This is a genomic window from Methylobacterium marchantiae (assembly GCF_042679825.1).
GTDB classification, from domain to species: Bacteria; Pseudomonadota; Alphaproteobacteria; order Rhizobiales; family Beijerinckiaceae; genus Methylobacterium; species Methylobacterium marchantiae.
In genome coordinates this window covers 56,240-76,182 of sequence record NZ_JBHTND010000004.1, presented here as the reverse complement: position 1 = coordinate 76,182, position 19,943 = coordinate 56,240, and the positions used below count along the sequence as shown (strand labels likewise).

General features: G+C 65.6%; 19 protein-coding genes. 1 reads left to right on the top strand and 18 read right to left on the bottom strand.

Translation table 11 applies throughout. From position 1 onward, the window contains the following. Positions 1-83 precede the first annotated feature (83 nt). The 7 genes from ACFQ4G_RS04335 to pstS form a co-directional block, all read right to left on the bottom strand. A complete protein-coding gene (locus ACFQ4G_RS04335) occupies positions 84-254 on the bottom strand; it encodes a hypothetical protein (protein ID WP_238204034.1) in 171 nt (56 codons plus the stop codon). 883 nt (positions 255-1,137) lie between these two features. Beyond that, complete coding sequence (phoB, locus tag ACFQ4G_RS04330; protein ID WP_238204036.1) at positions 1,138-1,839, bottom strand: phosphate regulon transcriptional regulator PhoB; 702 nt, start codon at positions 1,837-1,839, stop codon at positions 1,138-1,140. Between the two features lie 91 nt (positions 1,840-1,930). Continuing rightward, complete coding sequence (phoU, locus tag ACFQ4G_RS04325) at positions 1,931-2,656, bottom strand: phosphate signaling complex protein PhoU (RefSeq protein ID WP_238204038.1); 726 nt, start codon at positions 2,654-2,656, stop codon at positions 1,931-1,933. Positions 2,657-2,740: 84 nt separating this feature from the next. Beyond that, entirely contained in the window at positions 2,741-3,559 is an 819-nt protein-coding gene (pstB, locus tag ACFQ4G_RS04320) for a phosphate ABC transporter ATP-binding protein PstB (RefSeq protein WP_238204040.1), read from the bottom strand. A gap of 46 nt (positions 3,560-3,605) precedes the next feature. Further along, entirely contained in the window at positions 3,606-4,499 is an 894-nt protein-coding gene (gene pstA / locus ACFQ4G_RS04315; protein WP_238204048.1) for a phosphate ABC transporter permease PstA, read from the bottom strand. A 17-nt stretch (positions 4,500-4,516) separates the two neighbouring features. Then, positions 4,517-5,491 (bottom strand): phosphate ABC transporter permease subunit PstC, encoded by a 975-nt coding sequence (gene pstC, locus ACFQ4G_RS04310; RefSeq protein ID WP_238204050.1) that lies wholly within the window; start codon positions 5,489-5,491, stop codon positions 4,517-4,519. A 139-nt stretch (positions 5,492-5,630) separates the two neighbouring features. After that, on the bottom strand, positions 5,631-6,665 hold the full coding sequence (gene pstS, locus ACFQ4G_RS04305) for a phosphate ABC transporter substrate-binding protein PstS (protein WP_379039761.1): 1,035 nt from the start codon (positions 6,663-6,665) through the stop codon (positions 5,631-5,633). 291 nt (positions 6,666-6,956) lie between these two features. Here pstS and ACFQ4G_RS04300 point away from each other — a divergent pair, with 291 nt between their 5' ends. Further along, positions 6,957-7,208, top strand: a complete 252-nt coding sequence (locus ACFQ4G_RS04300; RefSeq protein ID WP_238204052.1) for a hypothetical protein — start codon at positions 6,957-6,959, stop codon at positions 7,206-7,208. 103 nt (positions 7,209-7,311) lie between these two features. Here ACFQ4G_RS04300 and ACFQ4G_RS04295 read toward each other — a convergent pair whose 3' ends face one another. The 11 genes from ACFQ4G_RS04295 to murC form a co-directional block, all read right to left on the bottom strand. Beyond that, a complete protein-coding gene (locus ACFQ4G_RS04295; protein WP_238204054.1) occupies positions 7,312-7,521 on the bottom strand; it encodes a hypothetical protein in 210 nt (69 codons plus the stop codon). Positions 7,522-7,621: 100 nt separating this feature from the next. Next, complete coding sequence (recN, locus tag ACFQ4G_RS04290) at positions 7,622-9,295, bottom strand: DNA repair protein RecN (RefSeq protein WP_238204056.1); 1,674 nt, start codon at positions 9,293-9,295, stop codon at positions 7,622-7,624. A 116-nt stretch (positions 9,296-9,411) separates the two neighbouring features. Beyond that, positions 9,412-10,290, bottom strand: a complete 879-nt coding sequence (locus ACFQ4G_RS04285; RefSeq protein ID WP_238204058.1) for an outer membrane protein assembly factor BamD — start codon at positions 10,288-10,290, stop codon at positions 9,412-9,414. A gap of 222 nt (positions 10,291-10,512) precedes the next feature. Beyond that, positions 10,513-11,460, bottom strand: a complete 948-nt coding sequence (lpxC, locus tag ACFQ4G_RS04280) for a UDP-3-O-acyl-N-acetylglucosamine deacetylase (RefSeq protein ID WP_238204060.1) — start codon at positions 11,458-11,460, stop codon at positions 10,513-10,515. 316 nt (positions 11,461-11,776) lie between these two features. Further along, on the bottom strand, positions 11,777-13,534 hold the full coding sequence (gene ftsZ, locus ACFQ4G_RS04275; RefSeq protein ID WP_238204062.1) for a cell division protein FtsZ: 1,758 nt from the start codon (positions 13,532-13,534) through the stop codon (positions 11,777-11,779). Between the two features lie 123 nt (positions 13,535-13,657). Continuing rightward, a complete protein-coding gene (ftsA, locus tag ACFQ4G_RS04270) occupies positions 13,658-14,980 on the bottom strand; it encodes a cell division protein FtsA (protein ID WP_238204064.1) in 1,323 nt (440 codons plus the stop codon). Positions 14,981-15,052: 72 nt separating this feature from the next. Beyond that, positions 15,053-16,027, bottom strand: coding sequence for a cell division protein FtsQ/DivIB (locus tag ACFQ4G_RS04265; RefSeq protein ID WP_238204066.1), 975 nt, complete (start codon positions 16,025-16,027; stop codon positions 15,053-15,055). Next, complete coding sequence (locus tag ACFQ4G_RS04260) at positions 15,994-16,917, bottom strand: D-alanine--D-alanine ligase (protein WP_238204067.1); 924 nt, start codon at positions 16,915-16,917, stop codon at positions 15,994-15,996. The genes ACFQ4G_RS04265 and ACFQ4G_RS04260 overlap by 34 nt, the downstream gene beginning before the upstream one ends. Positions 16,918-17,032: 115 nt before the next feature. Further along, positions 17,033-17,968, bottom strand: a complete 936-nt coding sequence (gene murB / locus ACFQ4G_RS04255; protein WP_238204069.1) for a UDP-N-acetylmuramate dehydrogenase — start codon at positions 17,966-17,968, stop codon at positions 17,033-17,035. Next, entirely contained in the window at positions 17,965-18,429 is a 465-nt protein-coding gene (locus tag ACFQ4G_RS04250; protein WP_238204071.1) for an endonuclease domain-containing protein, read from the bottom strand. Before ACFQ4G_RS04250 ends, murB begins: the two co-directional genes overlap by 4 nt. Before the next feature lie 82 nt (positions 18,430-18,511). Then, positions 18,512-19,918 carry a UDP-N-acetylmuramate--L-alanine ligase gene (murC, locus tag ACFQ4G_RS04245; protein ID WP_238204073.1) on the bottom strand — a complete coding sequence of 469 codons (1,407 nt, stop codon included), beginning with the start codon at positions 19,916-19,918 and terminating at the stop codon, positions 18,512-18,514. Positions 19,919-19,943: the final 25 nt, after the last annotated feature.

Genomic DNA, 19,943 nt, shown 5'->3' with positions numbered 1-19,943 from the left:
TTATGGCAGTACGAGACGCGAAAAAGCCCCGCCATGGATGGCGGGGCTGATGAAGATGCCTTTGGAGCCATACAGCTTGAGATTCAGGCCGCGAGCTTCAGGAGTGCGGGAGCGTTGTCGTTTACGAGGACGAGCTCGCCCGCCATGACGGTGGAGGTGCTGGTCGTGGGGGTCAGGCGATCGGCCACGAAGGCCACCAGAGAGATGTTGGCGGCAGCAGCGACGGCGATGGCGGCGAGAATGAAAGCGGTCATATCGATGGTCCTCGAAGCGATGCGTTTGCGTTGCAGCATGTATGACAACCTCCAAGTCCGATTGGTATACCAAATGCCAAATATCAACTATGCATGTAGTGCATGAGATGCACATTGTTTTGCCAAGACCTGCGTCAAACGCATTATGATGCATAACACGGCAACTGGCGCGGGCTCACCGCGACCGGGGGCGGACGCGCCCCAGCATCCAGATACGGTTCAGCGCGACCGGGACCGGGCCGACGACCCGGCTCGCCGCAACGCCGAACGGGGCGGTCGATCGAAGCGGCTCTTCGACCACTGAGCCGGGATCGACGGTAGGGCTACGCCCTCGCCTGTCATCCACTCCTAGCGGGGCTACTGTATTCAGACATTTCTGGAGGGGCTAACGACGATCAGGACCAGTTTTCATGAAGGTCATCGACGGGTAAGCGTGAGGCGCACCGGAACTCTTTCTCCTTCCAAGCTACGGAATTCACCCATCTGCTCGATGGCTGTTCCTTCTATCAAACAGGGTTCGGCACGATGCCCGACGCGCTCCCTCTCTTGGAAGGCAGGTCGATTGCCGACGCCGATTTGCTCGTCGACACCCCAATCGTAGCCCCCCGTCATCCCAGCGCAGCACAGTGGAACCGAGAATCCAGAAACATAGATGTTGCAGGACTGTGCACCGCCAACGGATCTGGATTACACGCCTGTGGCGCGGCCCTCCGGGTCCGGGCTCGCCTTCGGCGACCTGGAATGACGGTTTGGTGCCATCTGCAATCGCCCTGCCTGGACGGAGAGGAGACCCGCGCATCCCGCGAGATGCACGACGGTGACCCGTCATCGTCACGATTGGGGTGCTCGTTCCAGACGGAGCGATGATGCTCCGGAAGTGGTCTCACTCGTCCGTCGAAAACATCTCGTCGAAGGAATAGCCCGAGCCGCGCACGGTACGGATCGGGTCGCTCTGGCGGGGGCGGTTGATCGCCTTGCGAAGGCGACCCACGTGCACGTCCACCGTGCGCTCGTCGATATAGACGTCGTGGCCCCAGACACCGTCGAGGAGCTGCTCGCGCGAGAAGACGCGCCCAGGGCTCTGCATCAGAAATTCGAGCAGCTTGAACTCAGTCGGCCCGAGATGGATTTCTCTGCCCTGTCTGCGAATTCGGTGGCTCACGCGGTCGAGTTCGATATTGCCGGCGATGAGCAGGTTCGCCACGTGGGCGGGCTTGGCTCGGCGTAGGAGTGCACGCACTCTGGCGAGCAGTTCGGGCACTGAGAACGGCTTGACGATGTAGTCGTCGGCACCGGTGCCGAGACCGCGAATACGGTCGCCCTCCTCACCGCGGGCCGTCAGCATGATCACTGGCAGGCGCTCGGTCTCGCGCCGGGCGCGAATGCGGCGGCACAGCTCAATGCCGGAGAGCCCGGGCATCATCCAATCGAGGAGAACGAGGTCTGGGACCTGCTCCTGCAGGCGCAGATCGGCCTCGTCGCCGCGCGATGCGGAATCGACGACGAAGCCTTCCGCCTCAAGGTTGTAGCGAAGGAGGAGGGTGAGGGCCTCCTCATCCTCGACGATCAGGATGCGCGTACTCATGCGGATGTTTTCAGGGTGAGGGCAGCCGTCTCTGTCTGGCGACGCACGGCTGCACGAAGGTCCTGCCGCAACCTGCCGGACCGGGATGCAGTCAGGCGCTGGCAGGGATCGTCACGGTGGCGTAGTTCGAGGCATCGTTCTTCGGGCGATCCCCCTCAGCGAGTTCGTTCGTGCCAGTGACGAGGTAATGGATCGTCTCGGCGATGTTGGTGGTGTGATCGCCGATCCGCTCGATGTTCTTGGCGCAGAACAAGAGATGCGTGCAGAACGATATGTTGCGCGGATCTTCCATCATGTAGGTCAGCAACTCGCGGAAAAGCGAATTGTAGAGGGCGTCGATGGCGTCGTCGCGCTCCCAGACGTCGAGGGCCGCCTTGATGTCCTGGCTCGCATAGGCGTCGAGGACGTCCTTCAGCTGCTCCTGCACCAGATCGCCCATGTGCTGGACGGCGATGACGATTTTCTGCGGCTGGATCTGCTCGGCGATGGCGACCACGCGCTTGGCGACGTTCTTGGAGAGATCGCCGATCCGCTCGAGGTCGTTCGAGACGCGGATCGCCGAAATCGTCTCGCGCAGGTCGATGGCGAGCGGCTGGCGCTTGGCGATGAGCAGGATGGCCCGCTCCTCGACCTCATGCTGGATCGCATCGAGACGCTTGTCGGCGCCGATGACCGACTGGGCCAGCGTGACGTCCCGGCGTACCAGGGCATTGCCGGAATCGGTCATCATCTTCTCGGCGATGCCGCCCATCTCGGAGATCGAGCGGCGCAGGTTTTCCAGTTCCGTGTCGTAGGAACTGACGATGTGGGTGGACATGCTCGCACTCCTCGATCAGGGCCGCCGGACACGGCCTGTCTCGCGTTTCGATCGGGACCGACGCCTGAGGCGGCGCCGACGGGCTCAGCCGAAGCGGCCGGTGATGTAGTCCTGGGTCTGACGCTTCTCGGGGTTCATGAAGATCCGCGTCGTCGGGCCGAACTCCACCAACTCGCCGAGATACATGAAGGCCGTGAACTGCGAGATGCGCGCGGCCTGCTGCATGTTGTGGGTCACGATGACGATCGTGAACTCGGAGCGCAACTGCTCGATCAGCTCCTCGATGCGTCCGGTGGAGATCGGGTCGAGGGCCGAGGTCGGCTCATCGAACAGGATCACTTCCGGGCGCTGGGCCACGGTGCGGGCGATGCAGAGGCGCTGCTGCTGACCGCCGGAGAGGCCCATGCCGGATTGCTTGAGTTTATCCTTCACCTCGTCCCAGAGCGCGGCCTTGCGCAGAGATTCCTCCACCCGCACGTCGAGATCGGCTTTGGGCAGCTTCTCGTACAGGCGCAGACCGAAGGCGACGTTGTCGTAGATCGACATCGGGAAGGGTGTCGGCTTCTGGAACACCATGCCGATCCGCGAGCGCAGCTCGTTCAGGTCGACCTTCGAATCGAGGACGTTCTGCCCGTCGAGGAGGATCTCGCCTTCCGCGCGCTGCTCAGGATACAGGCTGTAGATCCGGTTGAAGGTCCGCAGCAAGGTCGACTTCCCGCACCCCGACGGTCCGATCAGGGCGGTGACTTGCCGGTCGTGGAAGTTGAGATTGATCGACTTCAGGCCGTGGAACGACCCGTAATAGAAGTTCAGATCCTTCACGGCGATGCGGATCGGAGCCTGCTCGTCGGCCTTGTGGCGACCGGTCAGCTGGGCTTGCGTGATCGCGGGGGCGGCGTTCATCGGATGCGTGTCCTTGTCGAAAGCGGGATGGGACGGGGGCGCGGGATCAGCGCGCCCGCTCGCTCTTGATGACGAAGCGGGCCACGATCGAGAGGGCGAGGATCGTGGCGGTGATGAGAAGGGCGCCTGCCCAGGCGAGCTGCTGCCAGTTCGAGTAGGGCGAGAGCGCGAACTGATAGATCATGACCGGGAGGTTCGGGATGCCTCCCATGAGATTGGGCGAAAACCAGTTGTTGTTGTTGAGCGCGGTGAAGAGCAGCGGCGCGGTCTCGCCGGCGATGCGGGCCAGGGCCAGGATGATGCCAGTGACGATGCCCGCGCTGGCCCCGCGCCAGGTGATGCTCTTGATGACGACGGAGGGCGGGGCGCCGAGCGCCGCGCCTGCCTCGCGCAGGGTCGAGGGCACGAGGCGGAGCATGTCCTCGGTGGTGCGCACGATCACCGGGGTGGCGATGATGGCGAGCGCGACCCCGCCGGCCCAGCCCGAATAGGTCCCCATAGGCCGCACCATCAGGGTGTAGACGAACAAGCCGATCAGGATCGAAGGGGCGGAGAGCAGGATATCGTTGAGGAAGCGGATGAGGTCGGCGAGCTTCGAATTGCGGCCGTATTCGGCGAGATAGGTGCCCGCCATGACGCCCACCGGCGTCGCGATGACGATGCCGATGAGGGTCAGGACCAGGCTGCCCAAGATGGCGTTGGCGATGCCGCCGCCTTCCGAGCCGGGGCCCGGCGTCGGCTCGGTGAAGAGTAGCGGCGAGAAGCCCTTCACGCCCTCGACGATGAGCATGAGCAGGATCGAGCCGAGCACGACGATGCCGATCAGCGTGGCGATCGTGCTGCCGACGATGAGGAGCTTGTCGGCGACCCGGCGGCTCGACCGGATGCGGCTGGTGCGCACCGGAACGTCGGTGGCGGGGAGTGTTTTCACGGCGTCCATGATGCGGGCTCCCGGGTTTAGGCGACCTTCACGCGCCGGACGAGCAGGCGCGCGATGATCAGGACGACGAAGGTGATGACGAAGAGGATGCAGCCCAGTGCCATCAGCGAGCTCAGCTGAAGGCCGTCGGCCTCGTTGAACTCGTTGGCGATGCGCGATGCGATGGTGGAACCCGGATCGAACACGGAGGCCGAGAGCCGGTTGGCGTTGCCGATGACGAAGGTCACCGCCATGGTCTCGCCCAGCGCCCGGCCGAGGCCGAGCATTACTGCTCCGATGATCGAGACCGAAGCCTGCGGCACCAGCACGTGGCGGACCACCTCCCAGGTGGTGCAGCCGATGCCGTAGGCGCTCTCGCGCAGGACGGTCGGGATCTGGTCGAGCATGTCGCGGGTGATCGAGGCGACGAAGGGCACGATCATGATCGCGAGGATGATGCCGGCCGTCAGGATGCCGACGCCGGAGGGAACCCGCGCATAGAACAGCGTGCCGACGATGGGCAGGCCCTCGACGAGGCTCGACACCGGCATCTGCACGTAATGGGCGAAGAGCGGGGCGAAGATGAAGAGGCCCCACATGCCGTAGATGATGCTCGGCACCGAGGCGAGGAGCTCGATCGTCATCGAGACGGGCTTGCGCGCCCAGCCGGGGCAGAGCTGCGTCAGGTAGACCGCGATGCCGATGGAGATCGGTACGCCGATGACGAGGGCGAGGACGGCCGAGACCAGGGTGCCGACGATGGCAACGAGAGCACCATACTGCTCCTGGCCGATGTTCCAGGCGCTCGAGGTGATGAAGCCGGGGCCGAATTCGGCGAAGGCCGGCCATCCGCCGTAGGCGATCGAGGCGAGAATGCCGGCGAGGAAGAGGAGTACCAGCAGCGCCGACGCGTAGGACGCGGCGCGGAAGAGCTGATCGCCGATCCCGCCCGGCTTCTTGCGAGCGGGGGAACCCGTGCGTGCCAGCGCGATCTGTTCAGTCAAGGCGGCCATCCGACGTCTGCTTCTTCACCTTGAGGGGTCGTATAGTGCGAGGTAGCGAGTGGCGAGGTGGAACACCGGGTCATTTTGTGGAGCAGGCCCGGCGTATTCGCCGAGCCTGTCGGGTCATGAGGCTGAGTCTGGCAGTGTCTTAGAAGACGGGCTTGCCGTCCTTGCCTTTGATCTCCTTCCACTCAGTGTGGACCAGGGAGACGACGTTCTCGGGTAGGGGCACGTAGTCGAGATCGCTGGCGAGCTTGTCGCCGTTCTTGTAGGCCCAGTCGAAGAACTTGAGCACCTCGGCTGACTTCGCCGGATCGGCCGGGTCCTTGTAGACGAGGATGAAGGTCGCGGCCGTGATCGGCCAGGCATCGTCGCCGGCCTGGTTGACCAGCGAGATGCCGAAGCCCGGAGCGGCTTTCCAATCGGCGGCAGCAGCGGCGGCCTGGAAGGCCTTGTCGTCGGGAAGCGGGAACTTGCCGGCCTTGTTCTGGATCAGGGCGTAGCTCAGCTTGTTCTGCTTGGCGTAGGCCGATTCCACATAGCCGATGGAGTTCGGAACCTGCTTGACGGTGGCAGTGACGCCCTCGTTGCCCTTGCCGCCCTGGCCGGCGGGCCAGCTGACGGTGGTGGCCGCACCGAATTCCTTCTTCCAGGTCTCGGAGGCCGAGCTCAGGTAGCTGGTGAAGATGTTGGTCGTGCCCGACGCGTCCGAACGATAGACTGGGGTGATCGGTGCATCGGGAAGCTTGACGCCCTCGTTGATGGCGGCGATCTTCGCGTCGCTCCACTTAGTGATCTTGTTGGCGTAGATATCGGCGACGAGTTCGCCGGTCAGCTTCAGTTTGCCCGGCTCGACGCCGGCGATGTTCACCACGGTGACGACGCCGCCCATGACGGTGGGAAACTGAACGAGACCGTCCTTCTCCAGGGCAGCTCCCTTCAGCGGCGCGTCAGTGGCGCCGAAATCGACGGTCTTGGCTTGGATCTGCTTGATGCCGCCGCCGGACCCGATCGACTGGTAATTGAGGCCGGTGCCGGTCTCCTTACGGTAAGCTTCCGCCCATTTGGAATAGACTGGGAACGGGAAGGTCGCTCCGGCGCCAGTGATGTCGGCGGCCTGGGCGAAGGCGCCGAACTGAGCGGTCGCGAGCCCGAGGGCAAGGACGAGATGCAAGGGTTTCACGGTGGCTCTCCGTAATCTGTCGAGGCGCTGTACGTGCCGCGCTGCGAGGGCGTTCCCTGCTGCAGCGCACCGTTACCTGCCCGATGATGCCGGCTCTATGACGGAGCCATGACAGATGGATGACAGCGATGGCGCTCAAGCCGCATCGGCTGTGAGGGAGCGCGGAAAATCGACGCTTAAAGCGACCCGCTAACGTGGCGGCACGGTTTCGCGGCCTCGTGCGTTGTAGCTTAAGACGAGGGCGATGATGGGGCGTCCCGTCTTGAGCAGCCGTCTTGGAAGGTCACGGACGTGGAGAACGAATCGAACGTGACACGCACTGGCGGTGACGGCGATGCCGCCTTTCTTGCCTTGCATGCGCGCAGGGAGGACTTGGAGCGCGACCTCTCCTTCGCCCAGCAACGTCAACAGTTCGGCACCGATCCGAGCGAGGTGGCGAAAGCTGGTGAAGAAGAGCGTGCCTTGCTGGCGGACCTCGACGCAGTGATGACTCAGATCCGCGCCGCCGAATACCAGCGCATGCCGGGAGCACGCCGTTGGTAGCGGTCGAGGCTTGTCGAGTGGTCAGAGACTAAATATGCGGAATCGAACCGCGAAGGAACGGTCCGAGTCTCTCGAGAATTGATGAAGATAGCTGCAAGAACGATCAGCCCACTCGGCGGCGGTCGCGTTCCTTGTGGCGCAGGCGCAGGAGCAGATCGATCTGTCCATCGGGAATCGGCTGCGTGTCGAACGTGTCTTCGTAGATCGCGCGGAGGGCGCCACCGAGATGGTGGCGGGTGGGGCTTGTCAGAATCGGCAGCCCGTCCGCTTCGTCCACAGGCCGGGGATCGGTCTCGCCGCCTCCCAGATCCATCACGCATTCCTTCCAGATGTGCCGACGCGGTTTCGACGAACTCCATGCGTCACTGTCAAACCATCGATGAAGATGGTTAACCAACGGTTAACGCGGTGCCTTATGCATCCGCGGATTGGAGTAGCCGGGCAGCAGCCGCACGCGCCTCGTCGGTGACCGTAGCGCCGGCAAGCATCCGTGCGATCTCTTCCCGGCGCTCCGGTGCTTCCAAGGCGGAGACGCGCGTCGCGACACGGTCCCGGCCTCTCACGGGGTCCTTGGCGATGAGGAAATGTGTCTCGGCGCGCGCGGCGACCTGCGGAGCATGGGTCACCGCCACGACCTGAACCCCCGCAGCGAGGCGGGCAAGGCGCGCCCCGATGGCATCGGCCACGGCACCGCCGACGCCGGTATCGATCTCGTCGAAGATCAGGGTAGGGGCGGACCCCTTGTCGGCGAGTACGACCTTGAGGGCGAGCATGAATCGCGAGAGTTCGCCACCCGAAGCCACCTTCATCATCGGACCGGGCCGCGTTCCGGGATTTGTCTGGGCCCAGAATTCCACCCGATCGGCGCCCGCCGAATCCCGTGATTCGGGGTCCGTGACGATTTCCGTGATGAAACGTGCGCGTTCCAGCTTCAACGGTGGAAGTTCTGCCTTCACGGCAACGTCGAGCGACTTGGCGGCCTTGCGGCGTCCCTCACTGAGCTTCGTCGCGGCCTTGGCATAGGCTGCCTCGGCCTGGGCGAGGGTCGCTTCGAGCCCACCGAGGGCTTCTTCGCCTGCATCGATGGCGGCAACCTCAGACTCGTAGCGCTGGCGCAGGGCGGCGAGATCGTCCACCGGTACCTGATATTTGCGGGAGGCGGCCCGCAGGGCGAACAACCGCTCCTCCACCTGCTCCAGTTCGCGTGGATCGAACTCCGATTCGCGCAGAGCCGAATCGAGGACGGAATGAGCCTCGTCGAGAGCAGCGAGGGCGGCGTCCAGGGCCGCGATGCAAGGCTCGACGAGGGCCGGGATCTGGCTCACCCGCCGCTCCAGCTTGCGCATGGCCGAGGACAGGTGGGACACGGCAGAATTGGGGCCGCCCGCCGCGTCGATCGCCTCGGTGAGTTCGCGCGCCACCTTCTCGCTCTGCTGCATGATCATGCGGCGCTCTGCCAGCGACGTCTCCTCACCGGACTGGGGATCGAGTGTCTCGAGCTCAGAAGCCGCATGGCGCAGGAAATCGACCTCCTTGCGCGCGCCCTCGACCTTGGCGCGGTGCTCGGACAGAGCGGCACGAGCTCCGCGCACGTGCTTGGCCGCCTCGCCAACCGCCGCGAGAGGCGCCTGCAAGCCACCAAAGGCATCGAGAATGGCGCGATGAGTACCGGGATCGGCCAGGGCGCGGTCGTCGTGCTGCCCGTGGATCTCGACGAGGGCAGCCCCGATGGCTCGCAGCACCTGCACGCCCACGGGCTGATCGTTGACGAAAGCACGGGTACGGCCATCGGCCATCTGCACGCGCCGCAGGATCAAGTCGCCTTCGGTATCGATGTCGGCCTCAGCCGCGAGCCGGCGGGCGAGATGATCGAGGGGCACGTCGAACACGGCGGTGACACCGCCTTGCCCTTCGCCATGGCGGACCAGACCGCCATCGCCGCGTCCACCCAGCGCCAGTGCGAAGGCGTCGAGCAAGATCGACTTACCCGCGCCCGTCTCCCCGGTCAGGACACTGAGGCCTTCGCGGAAATTCAGGGCGAGCTTGTCGATGAGAACGATGTCGCGGATCGCGAGCTGGCTCAGCATGCCGCGGGTTTGGCCTCGTTGGATACGGTGGCCACGTCTTACGGCGAAGCGGCGACCGCTTCACTCTAAAAATGATCCACGGCCGAACGCTTCTCGTCGCGGGCCTGACCTGTGGGCTAGCGTGCGTCGGCAGTGCGACCGACGACGCCGCGATAGACCTTGCTCAGCCAGGACGACTTCTCTTCGCGGGGCTCGAGACCACCGTTCTGGAGGAGTGCGAACGCGTCCTTGTACCAGGGGCTGTCGGGGAAGTTGTGACCGAGCACGGCAGCTGCGGTCTGAGCCTCGGCGGTAATGCCAAGAGCCATATAGGCTTCCACCAGACGTTCCAGCGCCTCCTCGGCGTGGCGGGTCGTCTGGTACTTGCTCACCACGTCGCGGAAGCGATTGATCGCGGCGGGGAAGTTGCGACGCTCCAGGTAGAATCGGCCGACTTCCATCTCCTTGCCGGCGAGCTGATCGCGGGTGATCTGGATCTTGGCCTTGGCGTCAGCTGCGTATTCGGAGGTCGGGTATTTCTGAACAAGCTCCTGAAGCCCAGCCAGCGCCTTCTCGGAGCGGTCCTGATCACGGGTCACGTCAGGAATTTGCTTATAGTGCGACATCGCCATCAGATACTGGGCGTAGGCCGCGTCCTTGCTCGCCGGATGACGCTGAAGGTAACGCTTCGAAGCGTTGATAGCGTCGTCGTACTTCGCGCCCTCGTAGTTCGAGTAGGCCGTCATCAGTAGCGCTTTGCGCGACCAATCGGAATACGCATAGGCCTTGTCGAGTTCGCCGAATTTCTTCGAGGCGGCCTCGTAGTCCTTGTCTTCCATCTTCGCCAAGCCCTCGCTGTAGAGCTTGTCGGCCGGAACGTCGGGAATGACTTCGGGCTTGTACTTCTCGGCGAAGGGATTGATCGAGTCGAGGGCATCGCAGCCACCGAGGCCGAAGCCGCACAGCGTCAGGAGCACGGCTGCCGTCGCCCCGCGGTTACGATCGTTGAGACGCATTCCGGTTCCCCCAACAGATACGCCCGGCGACCGGGCCGCATCGTCAAGCCATCACAATTGTCGGTCGAGCGGCTGACGGCACGATGCCTCGGCCCATGTACCTCGATGGGGCACATGCGACCTCGCCTCTTGTCACGGACGATTTACCAGTGGCGTCCGATTTGGGCGTGAAAGCGGCGGCCGCGCGGCTTACGCAATCGAAGCGAGGATGTGGCTTGGAAGTTACATATCGCCCGCGAAGGCGGCGATGCCGAGACCTACGCCGAACTCGGACCTGGAGGTCTCGCGGCGGGTGCCCTGTGCTTCGACGATCGTGTAATTGGCACGATCGGAGAAGAGGGCGTCGAGGACGCCGACATTCATCCGGTGGCCGCCGCAATAGGACCGGTAGGCACCCTGGATCGGCAGGCCGGCGAGAGCCAGGTCTCCGACAGCGTCGAGATACTTGTGTCTCACGAACTCATCGGCGTAGCGCAGGCCCTCAGGGTTGACGACGGCGCTCTCGCCGACGGCGACGGTGTTTTCGAGGGACGCGCCGAGCGCGAAGCCCGCTTTCCAGTAGCGCTCCACATCCTTCATCATACCGAAGGTGCGGGCGTTGGCGATCTCGCGGCGGTAGGCGGCGGGGTTCAGGTCCATCGCCTTGCGGCTGCGGCCGATCACCGGATTGTCGAAGTCGATCTCCACGTCGAGGCGGAAGCCGCGGTCGATGGGGCGGAGTTCGGCGAAAGCGCGCCCGACTTCGATGCGGACGGTACGGAGAACCTTGATCCAGCGACGGGGTGCCCCGCAGGTGGTGACGCCGACGGCGTCTATGGCCTCGACGTAGAGACGGGCGCTGCCGTCGAGGATCGGCATTTCCGGCCCGTCGATCTCGACGAGGACGTTGTCGATGCCGAGCCCGTAGAGGGCGGACATCAGATGTTCGATGGTGGCGACCGCGCCGCTCTCTACGTCACCGATGACAGTGCACAATTCGGTGGCGGAGACGCAGGCGTGGTGGGCCTTGATGAGACGATCGTGGCCGGTGGGCATTCCAGTCCGGAGGAAGCAGATTCCGTGATTGGCCGCCGCGGGATGGAGAGTGATCTCCACTGGCTTTCCGGAGTGGACACCGATGCCGCGAAGAGCGGCTGGGCCCTTGAGAGTGATCTGTTGGTTCGTCCGCATTCCCTAGCCCTCGGCCGTGATCAGGCTCGCTCTCCCTGAATTACGGGATTGCGCCGCCTCTGTGACCCGTCCGCTGCTTGAAGCCCCTGCGAGCGCTGACGGCGAAACCGCCGCGCCTTTTTCGTTCCAAAAATCGTATACGCGGGGGCCTCGGCGTTAGCCAAATCACGCTTTCTTACGCTCTGTTACAGACACGCTTTTGAGCGACGTTCTGGATAAGCGTGTTGGGACAATGATTTAACAGCAGGTTAAGCCCGGGGTCCTGAGACCCCGGGCTTGTTGCATAAAAATCGCAACGACTGGTCTGCGCGACGTCTCAGTTCGCCTGACGACGCAGGAAAGCCGGGATTTCGAGCTGGTCGTCATCCATCAGACGGGGCTGGGGCGCCACGCGTCCCTGCGCATCCAGGTTGCCATGAGCCGGGCGATAGGCCGGAGGCGCCGCCACGGGAGCCCGCTTGGCGTATTCCGGCTGGGGAGCCGGCTGCGGCGCGGCAGGCGCACGCATCTGCGGCAGCGGAGCGGCCTCGGCCTCCTCGCGACGCCCACCGAAACCGACGGTGGCGAGGCGGCGCAGGAGCGTCATCCTCTTGGAATCCGAAGCCTGCTCGATCGGCTCCTCACCACGCTGAGCGCGGATCTGGGCCTGGGCCGGCATCGGCAGGTCCTGGATCTGCGGCATGCGCGGAGCGCGGGCGACCGCCACTGCCGGACGCGGCGGGACGAACGGACCGGCAGCCTGCTGTACCGGGGCCGAAGCCTGGACCGGTGCGGGAGCGGGCTCGTAGGCCATCGCAGCGCGCGGCTGCGTCTGGGTCAGAACGACCTCGTCGCGCGCCATCGGAGCGGCGGGAGCCTCCATCCGCAGGGGCTCGGGAGCCATGGCAACCGACTCGGAAGCGACGGGCCGCGGGGCCTGCGGCTGGATCTGCAACTGGGAAGCGGGAGCCGGAGACGTCAGCGGCTGCTCTTGTCCGCCGGCACGAAAGGTGGGGGCGGGCTGTGCCGCCCGGGCCCTCGCTTCCGCACGCAGGCGCTCGGCCACTTCCGCGATCCGCTGCTCGGTCTGCACGATCTCGGCATTGTTCTGCGAGTTCGCAGTGATGAGCGCCGGCTCGATGCCGGTAGCGACCACCGAAACGCGGATGATGCCGTCGAGGCTTTCGTCGAAGGTGGCGCCGAGGATGATGTTGGCGTCCGAATCGACCTCCTCGCGGATGCGGGTGGCGGCTTCGTCGAGTTCGTAGAGGGTCAGGTCGTTCCCGCCGGTGATCGAGATCAGCAGACCGCGCGCACCTTTCATCGACACGTCGTCGAGGAGCGGGTTCGCGATGGCCGCTTCGGCGGCGCGGTTGGCGCGCTTCTCGCCGGAAGCCTCGCCGGTGCCCATCATCGCCTTGCCCATGCCGCGCATGATTGCGCGGACGTCGGCGAAGTCGAGGTTGATGAGGCCTTCCTTGACCATCAGGTCGGTGATGCAGGCAACGCCCGAATAGAGCACCTGATCGGCCATGGCGAAGGCATCGGCGAAGGTGGTCTTCTCGTTGGCGACCCGGAACAGGTTCTGGTTCGGTATCACGATGAGAGTATCGACGGCGGCCTGGAGTTCCTGGATGCCGGCTTCCGCCGTGCGCATGCGGCGCACGCCCTCGAACTGGAACGGCTTCGTGACGACGCCGACGGTGAGGATGCCCATGTCACGCGCCGCGCGGGCGATGACCGGAGCCGCACCAGTGCCGGTGCCGCCGCCCATTCCAGCGGTGATGAAGCACATATGGGCGCCGGAGAGCTGATCGCGAATCTCGTCGATGACCTCGTCGGCGGCGGCGGAGCCGACTTCGGGGTGGGAGCCAGCACCCAGGCCCTGCGTCACGCCGAGACCCATCTGGATCACGCGCTCGGCCTTGGAGGAGGTGAGTGCCTGGGCATCGGTATTGGCCACGACGAACTCGCAGCCGAGGAGGCCCGACTCGATCATGTTGTTGACGGCATTGCCGCCGGCTCCGCCGACACCGAAGACGGTGATGCGGGGCTTCAGTTCCCGGATATCCGGCGCCTGCAGACTGATGGCCATGGTGTCGAGCCTCTCGTGCCTTTCACGTTTCATTTGACGACCTCTCGGTGAGACCGCCGATGTGCTGTGCCGGATCCGGCGCCGCCCCCCTTCAGGGGCGTCGGGCAACCAGTCCCGTCGTTCTTAGAAACTGTCCCGCAGCCAGCGGCCGACCCGCTGGATGTAGTTGTCGGTTCCGGTGCCCGCGAAGGCGCTGTGCCCGCGCGGTTCGAAATGTTCCGCATGCGCCACCTGCGGGTAAACCAGCAGGCCGACTGCCGCGGAGAAGGCCGGGCCTTTCGCGGCTTCCGGAAGGCCCCGGATGCCGAGGGGCCGACCGATCCGGACCTGACCCTGCATCACTCTGCGGGCGACTTCCGGCAGGCCGACGAGCTGGCTCGCGCCGCCCGTCAACACGACCCGGCGGCCTGCCTGTGCGGCGAAGCCGGCATTGCGGAGGCGGTCGCGAACGAGTTCGACGACTTCCTCCACCCGCGGTTTGATGATCCGTACGAGCTGCGAGCGCGGCACATGGGTCGGCGCATCGCCCTCGTCCTCGCCGACGCCATGGACCGCGATCATGTCGCGCTCGTCGGAGGCGGTGGAGATCGCCGACCCGTAAAGGGTCTTGAGACGCTCAGCCGCCACCACACGGGTGGAGAGACCGCGGGCAATGTCCATGGTGACGTGGTGCCCCCCCACCGCGATGGCATCCACGTGAACGAGATGCCCGCCCTCGAACACGCCGACGCTGGTGGTTCCGCCGCCCATGTCGACGACGCACACGCCCATCTCTGCCTCGTCGTCGACGAGGGCGGAGAGGCCGGCGGCATAGGGTGTCGCGATCACCGCCTCGACGCCGAGATGGCAATGCTCCACCGCCAGCATGAGGTTGCGGGCGGCGGCGGCCTCGGCGGTGACCACGTGGAGGTCGACGCCGAGAGACTCGCCGATCATGCCGGACGGATCGATCACCGCGCCCTGGCCGTCGATGGCGTAGCCGGTGGGAAGCGCGTGGAGCACGGTGCGGCCGGGACTGACGCCGTGGGCGCTCGCCGTCTCCAGGGCGCGCTCGACATCGGACCCCATGACGGTGCCGGTGCGGACCCCGACCTGCGCCTCGAAATGCTGCGAGCCGAGGCGGCCACCGGACATATTGACGATGACCGACTGGACCTCGACCTTCGCCATCCGCTCGGCGGCGTGGACCGCCTGGCGGATCGCGCCCTCCGCGGCTTCGAGATCGACGATCGCACCGCCCTTGAGGCCGTGCGAGCGCTGGTGCCCGATGCCGATGATGCGCGCGAAATGGGTCCGTCCGCGCAGGGTCGTCAGCGCCTCGGCCGGCTGGAGCTCGGCGATGAGGCAGACCACCTTGCTCGTGCCGATGTCGAGCACCGAGAGGGTGGTGCTCCGGCGCGCGGAGAGTGGTTTCAGACGCGGCGTCAGGCCGTGTTGCGCGTGCATCGGTTTACCGGGCGAAGGATGCGGGAAGGGCGGGCTGGCGGGAGGCGGGATGCGCCGGACGAATCGTGCGGCTCATGTCTCGGTCCCCTTGCCCTTCGGCTTCTTCTTCTGGGATTCGGCACGCGCCGCGGCCGATTCCTCCGTGAGCCGCACCACCACCCTGTCGGGCAATCGCAGGTCAACCGCGATGATGTCCTTCTCGAGGATGCGGCTTTCGCGCTCGAGCTTGACCAGACGAGCCAGGGCCTCGGCGGCGCCGGTCTCGGGCAGGCGGATGTCGACACCGTCGAGCTTCAGCGTCCAGCGCCGGCCTGACACGTAGGTGCCGGCCTTGACCCGCTCGCCGAGCTCGCCCGCCGCATCGATGAGGGCGAGGTAGTCCTTGAGGCGCTCGTTGGCCTCCTCGCCCACCACGAGGGGGAGTGCGGCGTAGCGGTCGTCGCGCATCTCGTCGATGACGGTGCCGTCAGCGGCGATGACGGAAATCTCGCCGTTGCGCTGCCACAGGGCGGCAGGCTCGCGCTCGACCTGATTGATGACGATCTCGTTCGGATAGACCTTGCGCACCGAGACGCTGGCGATCAGCGGCACGTCGAGGAGGCGCTTGCGGGCCTCGGCGACGTCGAGGAACACGACGGAGGAGTGGCCGTCGATGCCGGCCGCCTGGAGCACTTCCCGCTCATAAAGGCGGGCGATGCCGGAAATGGTGACGCGCTCGACGCCGAAACCGGCCAACCGCGCCAGGACGTCGGAGGGACGGCCGTTTTCGAGCACGAAGCGGTCGTAGCGGCCGCTGGCGACGAAGCCGGTGATCGACAGGGCGGCGAAGGCCACCGAGAGGGTCAGCGTGCCCGCATGGCGCGGGATGCGCCGCTCTATCGGTTGCCCGAGCCGCGAACGGCGCGAGCGCATGAAGGGGCGCGCCAGTCGCGGCAGGCGCGCCACCATTCCGGCGACGAGCGAACCCGATCCGGGCGCGGGGGCTCCGTCGACGCCAGCCTGACCGGCTGCGTTCAACGACCCAGAGTAGCGTCCTCCACCATCCATCGGACGAGCTCACCGAAACTCAAGCCAGCGTGGGCTGCGATCTCCGGCACAAGGCTCGTCTTGGTCATCCCGGGCTGCGTGTTGACCTCCAGGACGACGAGGGCACCGGTTCCACCCGGTGTGTCGTCGTAACGAAGGTCCGCACGGCTGATGCCCCGGCATCCAAGTGCTTGATGCGCCGTTAACGACAACTCTTGGACACGCTGGTAAATTTTTGGTTTAATTTCTGCCGGGAGGACGTGGATCGACCCCCCCTCGGCGTACTTCGCATCGAAGTCGTACCACTCCCCCGAGGCGGGCTTGATCTCGATCACTCCGAGGGCCCTGTCCCCCATCACCGCGCAGGTGAGCTCGCGGCCCGCAACGTAAGTCTCTGCAAGGACTTGCTCGCCATAGACCCATTCGTTCGAGGCGAGAATCTGGGGCGGATGAGAGCGCCCGTCACGGACGATGATGACGCCCATCGAGGAGCCCTCGGCGATCGGTTTGACCACGTAAGGAGGAGTTAACGGGTGTGCTTTTGCGGCATCATGACGGTTAACGACCAAACCCTCCGGAACGCTCACCCCGGCGGCCTTCATGATCGTTTTGGCACGTTCCTTGTGCATCGCCAGGGCCGAGGCCAGGACGCCGGAATGGGTGTACGGGATGCGCAGGATCTCCAGCAGCCCCTGGATCGTGCCGTCCTCGCCCGCCGGACCATGCAGGGCGTTGAGGGCTACGTCGGGCCGCAATTCGGTGAGGACCGTGGCGATGTCGGGTCCGACATCGACCCGGGTGACGCGGAACCCCTCCCCTTCGAGGGCCTCGGCACAGGCGCTGCCGGAATTCAGCGAGACCTGACGCTCGGAGGACCATCCTCCCATGAGGACGGCGACGTGCTTCGACATTTCCGGTTCCTTCCGATGGCGCGCCGACGGCCTTGGCCTGGACGCGCTCGCCCTGGATGCTGCCCGGTAGACGATTGCCGTCGTCCCGAGAATCGTCGTCTGAGTTGCGCCGCCCCTAGCCGCCCGTCGAGGCCGGGACACCGATTCGCCTGATCTCCCAATGCAGCTCGACGCCGGACGTCTCGCGGACGCGTCGGCGGACCTCTTCGCCGAGCGCCTCGATGTCGGAGGCGCTGGCATCGGCGCGATTGATCAGGAAGTTGCAGTGCATCTCGGAGACCTGGGCCCCTCCCAGGGTGAGACCCCGGCAGCCGGCGGCGTCGACGAGCTGCCAAGCCTTGCCGCCCGGCGGGTTCTTGAAGGTCGAGCCGCCGGTGCGCTCGCGGATCGGCTGCGCCGCCTCGCGCGCGGCGGTGACGCGGTCCATCTCGGCCTCGATCTCGCGGCGGTCGCCGGGGCGGCCACGGAACAGAGCGCTCGTAAAGATCACGTCCTCGGGCGCCTCGCTGTGGCGGTAGGTGAACCCCATCTTCGCATGGGTGAAGACGCGAAGCGTCCCCGACCGGTCAATGCCGCGCGCCTCCACCAGCACGTCGGTGGTCTCTCCGCCATGGGCGCCGGCATTCATGCGCAGCGCGCCGCCGATGGAGCCGGGTATGCCGCGGAGGAACGCGAGCCCATCGAGGGACGCTTCAGCGGCGGTCTTGGCAAGGCGCATGTCCGGCACCGCGGTCCCCGCCCGCAGGGTCTCGCCATCGATTTCCACGGAGCCGAAGGCCTTGCCGCCGAGCCGGATGGTGACGCCGGGAATGCCGCCGTCGCGGACGATCAAATTCGATCCTAGGCCGATCACGGTGACCGGAAGGTCCGGGTCAAGCACGTCGAGGAGATGCGCCAGATCTTCCTCGTCGGCCGGCGTGAACAGCACCTGCGCCGGACCGCCGACGCGGAACCAGGTGAGATCTGAGAGCAGCTGATTGGCGATGAGCCGACCGCGCAATGCGGGAGCGGCGGCACGGATGGCGGGAATGATGTCGGGAAAGGCGGTCATGAAGATTCTCCTCCTCTCCACGCACGCGGGGAGAGGGCTGTGCCAACCTCGTTGTCGGCGCAGCGAAGCGGCAGCCGAGGGTGAGGGGGCGATTCCTGGGAAGCCGCCTCCAGAATTGCCCCCTCACCCCCGCCCTTCGGGCTCACGCCGGCCCCGACGAGGGGGCCGACGTCCTCTCCCCGCGTGCGGGGAGAGGGGGGAAGCGCGGCGATGGTGGTGTCCAGGACACCAACGATGTTGTCGTTGATGTCGGAATTCCAAAAGCGCAGGACGCGGTAGCCGAGGCTCGTGAGATACGTATCCCTGACCGCATCATACGCGCTCTCGGCATGATGGCTTCCGTCGAGTTCGACGATCACTTTGACGTCGCGGCGACAGAAATCGGCGACATAGGGGCCGACCCCCTCCTGGCGGACGAACTTGAAGCCAGCGAGGCGCCCGTTGCGCAGACGGGTCCACAATCTCCCCTCGACGTCGGTTTGATTGTGTCGGAGCGGCCGCCTGAAGCCGGTGCGCTCCTCGTCTGCCGAACGCATCCCGCCCTCACCCCTGCAAGGCCGCCAATTCGCCCGGCAGGGCGTAGGCCCATTGCGTAATGTTGCCGGCGCCCAGACACACGACATAGTCGCCCGGCTTTGCCCGCGTCGCCACGAGGCCGGCGAGGTCTTCGGTACGCTCCAGGGCGAGAGCGTCGCGGTGGCCGCGGGATTTCAGACCCGAGACGAGACCGTCGCGATCCATGCCCTCGATGGGCGCCTCGCCCGCCGCGTAGACGGGGGCGACGATAACCGTGTCGGCATCGTTGAAGCAGGTGCAGAAATCGTCGAACAGCGAGGCGAGCCGGGTGTAGCGGTGAGGCTGGACGATAGCGACGACGTTCCCTTCGGTGGAGGCGCGGGCGGCCTTAAGCACAGCCTTGATCTCCACCGGATGGTGTCCGTAATCGTCGAAGATCAGCGCGCCGTTCCATTCGCCGGTCTTGGTGAAGCGGCGCTTGACGCCGCCGAACCCGGCCAACGCCTTGCGGATCGCCTCGGGCTCGACGCCGAGCTCGTGGGCGACGGCCAGGGCGGCGGTGGCGTTCAGCGCATTGTGCTTGCCGGGCATCGGCAGGACGAGGTCTTCCATCTCCATGCGGAAACCGGGACGCCGGTCGCGGATCATCACGCGGAAGCGGCTCTGGCCGCCGCGCAGGTCCACGTCGATGAGCCGGACATCGGCCTGGGGGTTCTCGCCGTAGGTGATGATGCGGCGATCCTCGATATGGCCGACGAGATCCTGCACCACCGGATGGTCGATGCACATGACGGCGAAACCGTAGAACGGGATGTTGTCGATGAAGCGCCGGAACGCGTCCTTCACCGCCTCGAACGAGCCGAAATGGTCGAGGTGTTCGGGGTCGATATTGGTGACGATGGCGACATCGGCGGGAAGCTTCAGGAAGGTGCCGTCGGATTCGTCGGCCTCCACCACCATCCACTCGCCCTCGCCCATGCGGGCATTGGTGCCGTAGGCGTTGATGATGCCGCCGTTGATCACGGTGGGGTCGAGGTTGCCGGCGTCGAGCAGCGTCGCCACGAGGGAGGTGGTGGTTGTCTTGCCGTGGGTGCCGGCGATGGCGACGCAGGACTTGAAGCGCATCAACTCGGCCAGCATCTCGGCGCGTCGCACCACCGGGAGGCGGCGCTCGCGCGCGGCGACGAGTTCGGGATTGTCGCGCCGGATCGCGGTGGAGACCACCACGAGGGCGGCCTCCTCCACGTTCTGCGCGGCATGGCCGATGAAGGTCTTCATGCCCTTCTCGGCCAGCCGCCGAACGTTGGCGTTGTCGTTCGCGTCCGACCCCTGGACCGTGTAGCCGAGGTTCGACATCACCTCGGCGATGCCGGACATGCCGATGCCGCCTATGCCGATGAAGTGGATGGGACCGAGCTTGTCGGGCAGCTTCATGATGTGACCCAGTCTCGTCGTGTCG

What these genes read in the sequence shown, in the direction of transcription:
- ACFQ4G_RS04335 (WP_238204034.1), bottom strand. Translation starts at nt 254, where the DNA reads ATGACCGCTTTCATTCTCGCCGCCATCGCCGTCGCTGCTGCCGCCAAC.
- phoB (WP_238204036.1), bottom strand. Translation starts at nt 1,839, where the DNA reads ATGAGTACGCGCATCCTGATCGTCGAGGATGAGGAGGCCCTCACCCTC.
- phoU (WP_238204038.1), bottom strand. Translation starts at nt 2,656, where the DNA reads ATGTCCACCCACATCGTCAGTTCCTACGACACGGAACTGGAAAACCTG.
- pstB (WP_238204040.1), bottom strand. Translation starts at nt 3,559, where the DNA reads ATGAACGCCGCCCCCGCGATCACGCAAGCCCAGCTGACCGGTCGCCAC.
- pstA (WP_238204048.1), bottom strand. Translation starts at nt 4,499, where the DNA reads ATGGACGCCGTGAAAACACTCCCCGCCACCGACGTTCCGGTGCGCACC.
- pstC (WP_238204050.1), bottom strand. Translation starts at nt 5,491, where the DNA reads ATGGCCGCCTTGACTGAACAGATCGCGCTGGCACGCACGGGTTCCCCC.
- ACFQ4G_RS04295 (WP_238204054.1), bottom strand. Translation starts at nt 7,521, where the DNA reads ATGGATCTGGGAGGCGGCGAGACCGATCCCCGGCCTGTGGACGAAGCG.
- recN (WP_238204056.1), bottom strand. Translation starts at nt 9,295, where the DNA reads ATGCTGAGCCAGCTCGCGATCCGCGACATCGTTCTCATCGACAAGCTC.
- ACFQ4G_RS04285 (WP_238204058.1), bottom strand. Translation starts at nt 10,290, where the DNA reads ATGCGTCTCAACGATCGTAACCGCGGGGCGACGGCAGCCGTGCTCCTG.
- lpxC (WP_238204060.1), bottom strand. Translation starts at nt 11,460, where the DNA reads ATGCGGACGAACCAACAGATCACTCTCAAGGGCCCAGCCGCTCTTCGC.
- ftsZ (WP_238204062.1), bottom strand. Translation starts at nt 13,534, where the DNA reads ATGGCCATCAGTCTGCAGGCGCCGGATATCCGGGAACTGAAGCCCCGC.
- ftsA (WP_238204064.1), bottom strand. Translation starts at nt 14,980, where the DNA reads ATGCACGCGCAACACGGCCTGACGCCGCGTCTGAAACCACTCTCCGCG.
- ACFQ4G_RS04265 (WP_238204066.1), bottom strand. Translation starts at nt 16,027, where the DNA reads ATGGATGGTGGAGGACGCTACTCTGGGTCGTTGAACGCAGCCGGTCAG.
- ACFQ4G_RS04260 (WP_238204067.1), bottom strand. Translation starts at nt 16,917, where the DNA reads ATGTCGAAGCACGTCGCCGTCCTCATGGGAGGATGGTCCTCCGAGCGT.
- murB (WP_238204069.1), bottom strand. Translation starts at nt 17,968, where the DNA reads ATGACCGCCTTTCCCGACATCATTCCCGCCATCCGTGCCGCCGCTCCC.
- murC (WP_238204073.1), bottom strand. Translation starts at nt 19,918, where the DNA reads ATGAAGCTGCCCGACAAGCTCGGTCCCATCCACTTCATCGGCATAGGC.